The organism is Phocaeicola sp., assembly GCF_048170425.1.
Lineage (GTDB): Bacteria > Bacteroidota > Bacteroidia > Bacteroidales > Bacteroidaceae > Phocaeicola.
This window is the reverse complement of the sequence record NZ_DBEXBB010000270.1, coordinates 1-13,175: the sequence shown is the minus strand read 5'-3', so window position 1 is coordinate 13,175 and position 13,175 is coordinate 1. Positions and strand designations below refer to the sequence as shown.

Annotated in this window: 11 protein-coding genes; 4 read left to right on the top strand and 7 right to left on the bottom strand. The window is 43.7% G+C overall.

What is annotated here, in order from left to right:
• Positions 1-72 precede the first annotated feature (72 nt).
• Positions 73-960 (top strand): YitT family protein, encoded by an 888-nt coding sequence (locus ACMJ0U_RS10710; RefSeq protein WP_417129906.1) that lies wholly within the window; start codon positions 73-75, stop codon positions 958-960.
• Positions 961-984: 24 nt separating this feature from the next.
• Positions 985-1,569 (top strand): Crp/Fnr family transcriptional regulator, encoded by a 585-nt coding sequence (locus ACMJ0U_RS10705; RefSeq protein ID WP_417129907.1) that lies wholly within the window; start codon positions 985-987, stop codon positions 1,567-1,569.
• A 40-nt stretch (positions 1,570-1,609) separates the two neighbouring features.
• On the opposite strand, the gene ACMJ0U_RS10700 is transcribed toward ACMJ0U_RS10705, so the two are convergent.
• From ACMJ0U_RS10700 to thiD, 5 genes are all read right to left on the bottom strand, one after another.
• Positions 1,610-2,857, bottom strand: coding sequence for a hypothetical protein (locus ACMJ0U_RS10700; RefSeq protein ID WP_417129905.1), 1,248 nt, complete (start codon positions 2,855-2,857; stop codon positions 1,610-1,612).
• A 4-nt stretch (positions 2,858-2,861) separates the two neighbouring features.
• Entirely contained in the window at positions 2,862-4,520 is a 1,659-nt protein-coding gene (locus ACMJ0U_RS10695) for an AMP-binding protein (protein WP_417129904.1), read from the bottom strand.
• A gap of 126 nt (positions 4,521-4,646) precedes the next feature.
• Positions 4,647-6,347, bottom strand: a complete 1,701-nt coding sequence (locus ACMJ0U_RS10690; RefSeq protein ID WP_417129903.1) for an alpha-amylase family glycosyl hydrolase — start codon at positions 6,345-6,347, stop codon at positions 4,647-4,649.
• A gap of 112 nt (positions 6,348-6,459) precedes the next feature.
• On the bottom strand, positions 6,460-7,347 hold the full coding sequence (fabD, locus tag ACMJ0U_RS10685; protein WP_417129902.1) for an ACP S-malonyltransferase: 888 nt from the start codon (positions 7,345-7,347) through the stop codon (positions 6,460-6,462).
• Between the two features lie 55 nt (positions 7,348-7,402).
• Positions 7,403-8,236, bottom strand: a complete 834-nt coding sequence (gene thiD, locus ACMJ0U_RS10680) for a bifunctional hydroxymethylpyrimidine kinase/phosphomethylpyrimidine kinase (protein ID WP_417129901.1) — start codon at positions 8,234-8,236, stop codon at positions 7,403-7,405.
• A gap of 82 nt (positions 8,237-8,318) precedes the next feature.
• Here thiD and ACMJ0U_RS10675 point away from each other — a divergent pair, with 82 nt between their 5' ends.
• Entirely contained in the window at positions 8,319-9,383 is a 1,065-nt protein-coding gene (locus ACMJ0U_RS10675) for a mannose-1-phosphate guanylyltransferase (protein WP_417129900.1), read from the top strand.
• A 101-nt stretch (positions 9,384-9,484) separates the two neighbouring features.
• On the opposite strand, the gene tpx is transcribed toward ACMJ0U_RS10675, so the two are convergent.
• Positions 9,485-9,988, bottom strand: coding sequence for a thiol peroxidase (tpx, locus tag ACMJ0U_RS10670; RefSeq protein WP_417129899.1), 504 nt, complete (start codon positions 9,986-9,988; stop codon positions 9,485-9,487).
• A gap of 128 nt (positions 9,989-10,116) precedes the next feature.
• On the opposite strand from tpx, the gene ACMJ0U_RS10665 reads away from it, so the two are divergent.
• The gene (locus ACMJ0U_RS10665) at positions 10,117-11,031 is read left to right on the top strand and encodes a DUF368 domain-containing protein (protein ID WP_417129898.1); all 915 of its coding nucleotides are present in this window, start codon (positions 10,117-10,119) and stop codon (positions 11,029-11,031) included.
• 293 nt (positions 11,032-11,324) lie between these two features.
• Here ACMJ0U_RS10665 and ACMJ0U_RS10660 read toward each other — a convergent pair whose 3' ends face one another.
• Positions 11,325-13,064 (bottom strand): glutamine--tRNA ligase/YqeY domain fusion protein, encoded by a 1,740-nt coding sequence (locus tag ACMJ0U_RS10660; RefSeq protein ID WP_417129897.1) that lies wholly within the window; start codon positions 13,062-13,064, stop codon positions 11,325-11,327.
• Between the last annotated feature and the right edge of the window lie 111 nt (positions 13,065-13,175).

Sequence of the window (13,175 nt, the reverse complement as noted above, 5' to 3'; positions counted from 1 at the left end):
TTGATATAAGTCAATTGTATGGAATTTTTCTTACTTTTGCACCTGAAAATTTTAAAGATAATCTATACGAAAATGAATCCAGCTTTGCCTGCTACTAGAAAGCAGAAAATTTTGAGAGAGACCAAAGATTATTTAATGATTGCTTTGGGTATGATTATGTATGGTATTGGATGGACCGTGTTTCTGTTGCCAAGTGATATTCCTTCGGGAGCGGTGCCGGGTATTGCATCTATCGTTTATTGGGGCACAGGTTTTCCTGTACAATATACTTATCTGATTATAAATTTTCTCCTTCTTCTTCTTGCTTTGAAGATTCTAGGGTTGAAATTCTGTCTGAAGACCATATTTGCCGTCTTTACGTTGACGTTTATATTGGGTGTAATTCAGAAGTTTGTTACAGGAGAACTGATTCATGATCAGCCTTTTATGTCGTGTGTGCTGGGAGCTTCTTTCTGTGGAGCTGGTATTGGAGTCGCATTCTCTGCCAATGGAAGTACGGGAGGTACCGATATTATTGCAGCTATTATCAATAAGTATCGTGACATTACGTTGGGAAGGGTTATCTTGATTTGTGACGTGATTATTATTTCTTCAAGTTATTTGGTATTGCATAATTGGGAAAAAGTGGTTTATGGATATGTGGTGCTTTTTATATCCAGTTTTGTATTAGACCAGGTAGTAAACAGTGCCCGTCAGTCTGTGCAGTTCTTTATCATATCCAGTAAATATGAGGAAATAGGTGCTCGTATCAATAAAGACTTGCATCGTGGAGTCACGTTTATTGATGGGGTAGGCTGCTATACGCATAACGGAGTGAAAATGATGTTTGTACTGGCTAAGAAAAGAGAGTCCAACACTATTTTCCGTTTGATTAAAGACATCGATCCCAAGGCTTTTGTTTCGCAGAGTGCTGTTATTGGTGTGTTTGGCGAAGGTTTCGATCGCATCAAGGTCAAATAAGTATTTTATAAACAGAATGATATGATGACAAATATAGAAGTAGCCAAGATTATGGTTTCCAGGATGAAATGTCTTTTAAGTCGGGAGCAGATTCATGAACTGGCCGATATATTGATTTGCCGAAAATTTAAGAAAGGTGAACGTATACTGGATGAAGGTGATGTTTGTCGTTCCATGCTTTATCTGGAAAAGGGGCTGACACGTCAATTCTATTTTAAATATGATAAAGATTTGACTGAACATATCGCTTATGAAGGAGGAGTAGTCATTTGTCTGGAAAGTTATTTGAAGGAAGAACCTACCCGTCTGATGATTGAAACCTTGGAACCTACCATTGCATGGGATATTCCTAAGGATAAAATAGAACAACTTGCTTTGAAAGATGCAGAAATCGGTGCTTTTTACCGTAAACTTTTTGAGGCCTCTCTGATAGAATCTCAGGTAAAGGCTGATACGTTGCGTTTTGAGCCGGCGCATGAACGTTATAATAAACTGCTTCAGTTGCATCCCGAAATCCTGAAGCGTGCTCCTTTGGTCTATATTGCTTCTTTGTTGCAAATGACACCGGAAACCCTGAGCCGTGTGCGTTCTGCAAGTCTGAACGGATAAGTAAATCTTTTATTGCATATAAAATAAGGAGTAGTTTTGTTTAGAACAAAACCACTCCTGCTTCAATAACCATTTTCTTGTCATAAGCTTGATTACCTTTATACGTCCGGGTCCATCCGTACCCGCCGGCAAGGATAAGGCCGAATTTTTTTGTCAAGCTATATTCCAGACTTATTCGTGGCTCGATAGCATATAAACGGACTGGATAGCCGTGGTGCTTGTTTTCCAGAGATTCGATGTGATAATATCCAAGGTCGGCGCTGAGGTCTAATTTGTCAGTCAGACTGTGATACACGCCTGCACGATAGAACCCTGTGACGGAAAGCTTATTGTCTACGCCCAGATAGTATGCACCTGTACCGATTTGCGTATAAGTATATTTGTTCTTGAACCGGATAGACAGGCTGGCTTTATTGGCGTTACCTCCGGATATAATCATTTGCACGCGGGTTTGTGGCTTCAGGTTGATGCAGCCAATCTGATGGGCCGTACTGTCTGTACTTACATTGACAATTCCAATCTGATAACCTTTGGAACTGTTTTTAGTATTGACATTTCCTACTCCTAACTGTACTCCTCTGTTATTGACGCTGTAGTTGAGCAATGCGGTTTGTATCCCTTTGTTTTCTACACTCACATTTCCAAGCCCGGCCATTTGCCATCCTTGGTTAGACTTTCCGCTTACGTTCAATAGAGAGGTTAACTGTACACCCCTGGAGGAGTTCCCGGAAACATTCATCAATCCTCCAATAATGAGTCCAGCTTGTACGTCTTTGTTTACGTTGGCCAGGCCAGATATAGCCAGTCCTCTGGTATCTTCACTTACATTGACCAAACCGGCAATTCCTACGCCCTTAATGTCTCCTCCGGAAATATTTCCCAAGCCGGCAATGGATAGACCGTATGCGGAAGTACCTGTGACATTTGTCAGACCAGAAAGGATGAATCCGCATGCTCTTTTACCAGTTACGTTGGCAATACCGGAGATTTGCACACCCGTGGACTTCAGGCCGGATACATTGGTGAATCCGGAAAGCTGCATGCCATACGAATTATAATGTTGAAGACTGGAAATCAAATTGATGCCCAACCCGTTTAGACAAGGATAATTGCTAAACAAACCGAGGTTTACGTAAGTTCTAGGTGGAAACTTCTTTTTATTGGTAATATTCATTGAAACGTTCGGTCCTTTTTTCAGAGCAGGAGCTTGTTTCGTTTCTTGTGCAGATAAATGCGTTCCTGCCAGGATACTCCCTAGCAGGAACGCGGATATGAATGTTCGTTTCATGATGTTACTTGACTTCTTGGTATAAGAAACGCTTGATGCTTTTCTTAGGTGTCTTCTCAAATTCTTCAGGATAAATCTTGATGCGTGTTATCTGGGAATAGGCAGGAAGTTCTGCATTCAAGGCTATACGGTTTTCCTCCATGATTCTTTCAATATCTGCATCTGACAACCCTTGCTGGTATGCTTCTTCAAAGTCCGGATAAATAAGTGCGGCCAATTTGTTGTCACTTTGTTGGATGACAATGTTTTCGCATACATACGGGAGGTTACTTATCTTCTCTTCAATTTCCTCAGGATAAATATTTTGTCCGGAAGGTCCTAGCAGCATGTTCTTGCTTCGTCCCTTGATGGTGACATTTCCTTCCTTATCCATAACCCCCAAGTCGCCCGTGTGCAGCCAGCCTTCTGCGTCGATGGCTTGCGCGGTTGCTTCAGGATTTTTGTAATATCCCAGCATCACATTCTCTCCTCTTGCAAGAATTTCTCCTACAATGTGCTGGGGGTCAGGACTATCTATCTTTATTTCCATGCGTGGGGCAGCTTTTCCGCAAGAGCCCGGTTTGTAGCGCAGCCAGTCTTCATAGCTGATAATCGGGCCGCATTCAGTCATTCCATACCCTACTGTATACGGGAAATCCAGACTTCTGAGTAATTTTTCTACGTCTTGATTGAAAGCGGCGCCTCCAATAATAATTTCATAGAAATTTCCACCGAAAGCCTGTACCATGTGTTCACGTACGGCTTCCTTAATTTTATCATTAATCAGAGGAACTTTCAGCAGAAGTTTCATTTTCAGTGTCTCCAGTTTAGGCAACACGTTCTTTTTGATAATCTTCTCAATGATAAGTGGAACAGAAATCACAATGTGGGGCTTCACTTCCGAGAATGCCTGGAAAATAATCTTAGGACTTGGCATACGGGTGAGGAAGTACACATGACAGCCAGCACAGAATTCATAGATAAATTCAAAGGCCAGCCCGTACATGTGTGCCATGGGCAAGATGGAAATTACTTTATTCCCAGGCTGTAAGGTTAAAACCTCAAACGCGAATTGTGTATTTGACCACAAGCTGCGATAAGGAAGCATTACTCCCTTGGAGAAGCTGGTCGTTCCAGAAGTATAGTTGATAAGTGCCAGTTCTTCCGGAGTATCTTTTCGGTAGCTGACGTGCTCTTTCCGGAAATTGCGTGGAAATTTCTTTCCAAACATTTCGTTCAAGTGCTCGCGGGCATATTCCAGCTGTTTGCTTCGGCATACCAGCAGGGTAAAGTCGGTCATCAGAATGATACCTTCCAGATTAGGCATTTCGGCTTCGTTCAGCGATTCCCATACCACATCTCCTACAAAGAGAAGACGAGCATCGGAATGATTGACGATATTGTGTACATTGTCTGCCTTGAATTCATGAAGAATAGGAACTGCTACCGCACCGTAAGTCAGAATAGCCAGAAAGGCGACTCCCCAGTGTGAACTGTTGCGTCCGCACAAAGCTACCTTATCGCCTGGCTTAATACCGCTTTCTTCCAGAAGAATATGTAGTTTTTCTATTTTACGTGCTACATCCTTATATTGTAGCGTAGCACCTTTATAGTCTGTCAGGGCATCCAGGTCCCAGTTTTTTTTAATACTGTTCTCGATGAAGGCCAGAAAACTTTTTTCCATATAACTGTATTTATAGTTTGCACAAAGTTATGCTATTTGTGCAAAGATACCTTTTTGTTTTAAGTTTCCAAACAAAATAAATTAAAACTATTTACGTTTGAAAGCTATCGGTCCTGTTTCGGTTGATTATTTTACTTTTAGTTTAAAAATCTTTCCACCGTATGCAGGCAGTTCCGTGCAAGTGGGGCTTTCGGGGGTGAAACAGATTTTCTCTGTTTTCCCGGTGAGCAGGTCTTTAGCATTGCACTGGGCTGATGGAGCCATTTTGAAATACTCAAATGCATGGGCTGGTACATTAACTGCCACCTGACTTGCCGTATCACTGAAGTTTACCATAATAAAGAGTACTTCCTGACCGTATTTGCGCAGGAAGGCATACTGCTTGTGTTCGTTCATCTGCCATCCGTTCAGGTTCACATACATCAGGTCGAAGAATTCACCTTTGCTGATAGCCTGTTCTTTCTGGCAGATATGCAGGATGGTTTCGTAAGTTTTACGCAACTCCTTTTCCTTTTCATTGAGCAGATGTGTATTCCAGCGTCCGCGGTTGCTCCAGCGGTAAATGCTGTCTACGTTCCAGTAGTCGAAGATGGTAGTTCGTCCGTCTTGTCCGCTGAAACCCTCGCAATCCATTCCTTTTTCGCCTAATTCCTGTCCGAAATAAACCATGACCGGATTGCTTCGCAGACAGGACGATACGATGAATGCAGGAACAGCCTTGAAAGGATTTCCAGCAAAGAAGTCGGATGCGATACGCTGTTCGTCGTGGTTTTCCAGGAAATTCAGCATGTGTTCCTGAATATCGTCTACACTTTGCCAGCAGTGGGTGATTCCGGTGGCTGAACCATATCCGCAAGTAATGTTTCTTAGCGTGTCATAAAGTCCTACCTTGTCGTATAAGTAGTCGAAATGTCCGTTGTAAATATAGTTACGGTATTCATTCGGGTTGTACACTTCGGCAATAAAGATAATTTGCGGGAATACAGCCTTGATGCGGGGAATGACCCATCCCCAGAATTCGCAAGGCACCATTTCGGCCATGTCACAACGGAAGCCGTCAATACCTTTTCCAGCCCAGTAGCTCAGTATGTCTTCCATTTTCTTCCAGGTATCCGGAACCGGGTCGAAATGTCCTCCGGTGTGATGCAGGTAATCTACCCCATAATTCAGCTTGATGGTTTCATACCAGTCGTTCCGGTTGGGCCATGCATCAAAGCGGTCGTTTCCGGTGGCTTTAGCCGGCATTTCTTCGTAATTCCCCTGTTCCGGATCATAAAGGTCAATTTCGCCTGCTAACTTTTGTCCCGGTATATAGTAGAAATTGTTTTGTGGATTGAAATCCTGAGAGCAGTCATCCTCCTCACCCAAATCCTTTACACCAGTCGGTTTGGCTAGAGAGTGGTACTGACGTGCCACATGGTTAGGAACAAAATCCATGATGACCTTCAGTCCGCATTCATGGCTGCGTGTAACCAAATGTTCGAATTCCTCCATACGCTTGTCTACATGCTCGGCCAAGTCAGGGTCTATGTCATAATAATCGCGGATGGCATACGGAGAGCCTGCTTTCCCTTTCACAATGGAAGGATGGTTTTTAGAAATGCCGTATGCGGTGTAATCAGTTTGTGAGGCATGTGCCAGCAGTCCGGTGTACCAGATGTGCGTAGCGCCTAATTTTTTTATTTCGTGTAAGGCCTGTTTGGTAAAATCATTCATCTTTCCACATCCGTTTTCTTCAAGGCTGCCATTTGGACGGCAGGTCTTGTTCTGGTTACCAAACAAGCGGGTAAAAACTTGGTATATGATAATCTTTTCTGTTGTTTCCATAATGTTTGAATAATTTTAAAAACGAAAAAAGCACGAATTATACTTTCGCACGGATAAAAAAGAGAATCCGTCTGCTTTGTATAATTCGTGCCTTGTCAGACTCATGGCCTGATTATGCTATTCCGTGTGCATTAGCGTCTTTGTTGATTTTCTTAATCAATCCTTGCAATACTGCACCCGGACCACATTCTGTGAAGTCATCAGCTCCGTCGGCAATCATCTGCTGTACTGTTTGTGTCCAGCGTACAGAAGCGGTAAGCTGTGCTACCAGGTTCTTCTTGATTTCAGCCGGGTCAGTGTGTGGAAGCGCATCCACATTCTGATAAATCGGACATTTCGGTGTGTGGAATTCAGTAGCGTTGATAGCAGCTTCCAGTTCCACCTTGGCAGGGTCCATTAGCGGAGAGTGGAATGCACCACCTACTTTCAGCGGGAGGGCACGTTTGGCACCTGCAGCTTTCATCAGTTCGCAAGCCTTGTTAATACCTTCAATGCTACCAGAAATGACAATCTGTCCCGGGCAGTTGTAGTTGGCTGCTACACAAACCTTTCCTTCAGCGGCAACTGAAGCACAGATTTCTTCTACTTTTTCGTCGGGCAATGCGATGATGGCAGCCATGGTAGACGGCTGGGCTTCGCATGCCTTCTGCATAGCCATGGCACGTGCATACACCAGTTTCAATCCGTCCTCGAATGACAATGCGCCGGCAGCTACCAGAGCTGAAAATTCACCCAAAGAGTGTCCGGCTGTCATTTCCGGCTGGAAAGCGTCGCCCATGCACAGTGCAGAAATGACAGAGTGCAGGAATACGGCTGGCTGTGTTACTTTAGTCTGACGCAAGTCTTCGTCAGTACCTTCGAACATGATGTCTGTAATACGGTAACCTAAAATATCATTGGCTTTCTCGAATAATTCTTTAGCGAGCGGAGAGTTTTCGTACAAGTCTTTTCCCATACCTACGAATTGTGCTCCTTGTCCAGGAAATACAAATGCTTTCATAATGATTACTTGTTTATAAGTTATTGTCTGCAAAGGTAATGATTCTTTTGAGATATTACTCATTTTTGTCGAAAATGTGCATTGCGACAGGAGAGTGGAAGTGATTTAACGGTCCGTGTCCGTCTCCTATACGAATGTCTTTTCCAGATTCAATACCTTTATATACATATTGTTTGGCTTTTTCCACGGCCACGGACATGGGTTCTCCCAATGCCAGGAAAGTGGCAATAGCGGAAGACAAGGTACACCCGGTTCCGTGTGTGTTCCGGCTGTTTACTTTCGGGGCAGTAAATAAATGAGGAATTTCTTCCGTGCTCGTTTGAAGCACATCACACATTTGTCCTCCGTCCAGATGCCCTCCCTTGATAAGTACTCCTTTACATCCCAGTTTCAACATTTTTTTTGCTTGGTACTTCATGTCTTCTACGCTGTTGATTTTTTGTCCAGCCAAGATTTCTGCTTCACTCAGATTGGGGGTGATAAGGCTGACTAAAGGTATAAGCCGGGAAGTAATGGCTTCTATGGCTTCGTCTTCCATCAACTTGCATCCGCTGGTCGATACCATAACCGGGTCGAATACCACGTATTCAGGATGATATTTGAGAATAGATTCTGCTATTACCTTTACAATTTCCGCATCATTGATCATTCCGATTTTCACAGCTTTCGGACGAATGTCGTCCATAACGGCCTCTATTTGTCCTTTAACGTAAGTAGGGGGAACAGGGTGAATGCCTTTTACTCCGAGCGTATTTTGTACGGTGATGGCGGTTATGGCACTGGCTGCGTATGCCCCCAATGCGGATATGGCTTTAATATCGGCTTGTATGCCCGCGCCACCGCTACAGTCGGATCCGGCAATGGTCAGGACGCATGGATAAGTTCTCATTTTCAATTGATAATTTTCTGCAAAGATAGGAAATATTCAAATTAATGAGTTAACTTTGCGAAGTTACCAAGAAAAGTTTGTTATGAATCCAATGAATAATCATGTGGTCATTATGGCCGGAGGCATAGGCAGTCGCTTTTGGCCGATGAGCAGTCCAGAAATGCCCAAGCAGTTTATTGATGTGCTGGGTTGCGGACGTACGCTCATTCAATTGACCGTCGATCGTTTTAAAGATGTATGTCTGCCGGAAAATGTATGGATTGTAACCTCGGCCAACTATGCGGAGATTGTGAAAGAGCAACTTCCGGAGGTTCCTGTTGATCATATTTTGTTGGAACCTTGCCGTCGTAATACGGCACCTTGTATTGCGTATGTGAGTTGGAAAATTAAGGCACGTAATCCGAAAGCAAATATTGTGGTGACACCGAGCGACCATATCGTAATGAATGTGCGGGAGTTTGGTCGTGTAGTCACATCTGCTATGAAGTTTACAGCCGATTCGGATGCCATTGTCACATTGGGTATGAAGGCCAACCGTCCGGAAACGGGTTATGGTTATATTGAAGCCGATTTGTCGATGGCTTGTCCTTCCAATAAGGAAATTTATCGGGTGGATGCTTTCCGCGAAAAACCGGATTTGGCTACGGCAGAACGCTACTTGCAGCGCAGCAATTATTTTTGGAATGCGGGAATTTTTGTATGGAATGTCAATACCATCGTCAATGCTATCCGTGTGTATCAGCCTGCTATGGCAAGAGTGTTCGAACGTCTTCTTCCTTATTATTATACTGATAAAGAACAGGAGATGGTGGATGAACTTTTTCCTTCGTGCGAAAATATCTCGGTAGACTATGCAGTGATGGAAAAAGCGGATGAAATTTATGTGTTCCCTGCTTCTTTTGGATGGAGTGATTTGGGTACATGGGGTTCACTTCACGAAAACTCCAGACGTGATGCGCATAACAATGTATGTATCGGTTCGAATATAAAGATGTATGAGTCGCGTAACTGCGTGGTGCATGCCACTCAGGAGAAGAAAGTCGTGGTGCAGGGACTTGACGGTTATATTGTGGCTGAAAAGGACAATACCTTGCTGGTTTGCCGCCTGACGGAAGAGCAGCGGATTAAGGAGTTTTCTGCCGAATAAGACGCGACGTATAGAAGTATATAAACCATAAAGCAGAAAGGGACAGTTCGTTTCATTACGGCTGTCCCTTTCTGCTTTATGGTTTACACAAGTTTTTGCTTTTATTTGATAGCTGCCAGTGCGGCGTCATAGTCCGGTTCCTCAACGATTTCCGGTACCAGTTGCGTATAGATAACCTTTCCTTCCGGGTTCAGAACAACCACCGCACGAGCCAGTAGCCCGCATAAAGGACCGTCAGTCATCAGCACTCCATAATCTTTTCCGAAAGTAGAAGTATAGCGGAAGTCAGACAACGGAATGACGCGTTCAATTCCTTCTGCCGTACAGAAGCGGCCTTGTGCGAACGGAAGGTCCTTTGAAATGGCCAGTACCAGTGTATTTTCCATTCCGGCTGCCAGCTTGTTGAACTTACGTACAGAAGCAGCGCATACTCCGGTATCCATGCTAGGGAAAATATTTAACACCACAAATTTTCCTTTGGCGTCAGCTAAAGAAAAAGTGCTCAAATCACCTTTTACCAGTGAAAAATCGGGAGCCTGTGCTCCTTTTTGTATAAACTCTCCGGCCAGTGCCACGGGAGTTCCTTGAAATAAAGTTGTAGCCATAATGATTCTATTTTTGAATATTCGTTATAAATATAACAATAAAAACCATAAAATGTTTTTGTGGATAGTAGCTCAGAGAGTTTTTTTCGTTTACTTTGCATTCGCTAATTTATAGATAAGTAAAATTGATGGAACGAAAACTGAAAGACTATGCAGTTCTGATGTTAAAAGGAATGGGAATGGGGGCTGCCGATGTAGTGCCCGGAGTATCAGGAGGAACCATTGCCTTTATTGTAGGTATCTATGACGAACTGATTAATTCGATTAAAAGTGTTAATCTGGAAAGCCTGAAACTTTTCTTCTCAGGGAAATGGGCGACTTTCTGGAAGAAAATCAATGGTAATTTCTTGTTTTTCCTGCTGGCAGGTATCGGTATCAGCGTATTTTCATTGGCCAAACTGATTACGTGGCTGTTGGTGAACCAGCCAATATTGGTATGGTCGTTTTTCTTCGGACTGGTACTGGCATCTACCTGGTTTGTGTCGAAAGACATCAAGGAATGGAAGAGCTGGAAAACGTGGGTGGCTTTTGTCATTGGGGTAGTGGTAGCCTTTTATATTACCGTGGCAACTCCGGCCGAAACACCTTCTAATCTGCTTTTCATTTTTCTGTGTGGTGCCATAGCCATTTGTGCCATGATTCTTCCGGGTATTTCCGGTAGTTTTATTCTGGTATTGTTAGGCAAGTATTTTTTCATTATGGATGCAGTGAAAACACTTGATGTAGTGGTGATTGCGGTATTTGGAGCTGGTGCCTGCATCGGAATCACTTCTTTCTCACGTATCTTGTCGTATGCGTTGGCACATTTCCGCAACATCACGCTGGCGATACTGACCGGCTTTATGCTGGGCTCCCTGAATAAGGTTTGGCCTTGGAAAGAGGTGGTAGAGACATTTGTCGACAGTCACGGAGAAGTGAAGCCTTTGATAGAAACCAATATATTGCCTGATGCACATGTGCCGGAAGCGGTAGTGCTGATGGTGGCAGGATTTTTCTTAGTGTATTTTCTGGAGAAACTTTCGGCTAAAACACCGGTTAGTTAAGAACTGTTTGGGATATACGATGCCGCTGGAGAGATTTTGAGAGTTTTTTCAGCGGTATTTTTATGCGTAAGTGCATTTGATATGAAACGCAAGTACATTTTAGTTCAAACGCAAGTACATTTTAGTTCAAACGTAAGTGCATTTTCCTTCGAACGCACTTGCGTTTTACTTTAAACGCCAAAGTGTTTGAAAAGAAATGCCCTTGTGTTCTGAATCAAACACAAGGGCATTTCTATATGAATCTAAATGATTTAAAATCAGTTTGATAAAAGAGCAACTTTATCGCTTTACTTTTATTTGTTGATTTTACTCCATGTATCTTTCAATGATACGGTACGGTTGAATACCAGATGGTCAGGAGTAGAATCTTTGTCCACATTGAAGTAACCGATACGCTGGAATTGCAGATAATCAAGCGGTTTGGCATCGGCCAGGAATTTTTCTACGTAACATTCGTTCAGCACCTTTAATGAGTCCGGGTTGATCATTTCCTGCATGGCTTCCAGCGGAGAGCATCCTTTGGCTTCACGGATAGCTGCCATTTCATCACGCGGATTTTCTACCTTCCACAAGCGGTCGTACAAACGGACTTCTGCTTTCAGACAGTGGTTGCAGCTTACCCAGTGGAGCGTACCTTTCACCTTGCGGTTGGCTTCCGGCATACCGCTCTTGGTGTTCGGGTCGTATTCTGCATACACTTCCACCACATTTCCGTTTTCGTCTTTCTTACAGCCGGTGCATTTTACGATGTAGGCATTCTTCAGACGGACTTCCTGTCCCGGAGTCATACGGAAATATTTCTTCGGTGCATCTTCCATGAAGTCATCGCGTTCCATCCATAATTCACGGCTGAACTCAATGGTATGTGTGCCGGCGTTCAAATCTTCCGGATTGTTGATGGCTTCCATTTTTTCTACTTGTCCTTCCGGATAGTTGGTCAGAATCAGCTTTACCGGATTCAGCACGGCAGATACGCGGGTAGAACGTGCGTTCAAGTCTTCACGAACGGCACTTTCCAGCAAGGCAAAGTCGTTCAGTGCATCGTATGTGGTATACCCGATTTTGTCAACGAATTTACGGATGGATTCTGGTGAGTATCCGCGACGGCGGAAACCGCAGATGGTCGGCATACGCGGATCGTCCCATCCGTCTACCAGTCCTTCTTTTACCAACGTCAGCAGATTACGCTTGCTCATCAGTGTGTAGCTCAGGTTCAGTTTGTTGAACTCATACTGATGCGGGCGGTTGTCATCCAAGTCCTTTCCGTCTTTCACCCAGTCTACAAACAAGTCGTAAAGCGGACGGTGTACCACGAATTCCAGTGTACACAATGAATGTGTTACTCCTTCAAAGAAGTCGCTCTGTCCGTGGGCAAAGTCATACATCGGGTAAGCCTTCCATTTGTCGCCGGTACGGTGGTGAGGAGTTTTAACCACACGGTAGATAATCGGGTCGCGGAAGTGCATGTTCGGGTTGGCCATGTCAATCTTGGCACGCAGCACCATCTTGCCTTCTTCAATTTCTCCGGCATTCATTTTCTGGAACAGCTCCAGGCTTTCCTCAATCGGACGGTTGCGATAAGGGCTTTCCGTTCCCGGCTGGGTGGGTGTACCTTTCTGGGCTGCGATTTCTTCCGAGGTCTGTTCGTCTACATACGCTTTTCCTTCTTTGATAAGACGGATTGCAAAGTTCCACAATTGCTGGAAATAATCGGAAGCATAATATTCATTGCCCCACTGGAAGCCCAGCCACTGGATGTCTTCCTTGATGGCTTCTACATATTCTACGTCTTCTTTAGTCGGGTTTGTATCATCGAAACGCAGGTTACAGGTTCCTCCGTATCGCTGTGCGATTCCGAAGTCCAGACAAATGGCTTTTGCATGTCCGATGTGCAAGTATCCGTTAGGCTCTGGCGGGAAACGGGTCTGTATTCTTTCACCGTTTTTACCTTCCTGCAAGTCTTTCTCTACAATTTGCTCAATAAAATTCAGGCTTTTCTTTTCTGAATTTTCGGTTGTATTTATTTCTGTCATACGGAAACTTTTTGTTTTTTCTTTTAACTCTGCAAAAATAGTAAAAATAATCTCCCTGTGGATAAATGGAAAGAATATTTCTTTGGAAGTACATCCTTTTACTTAATTTTG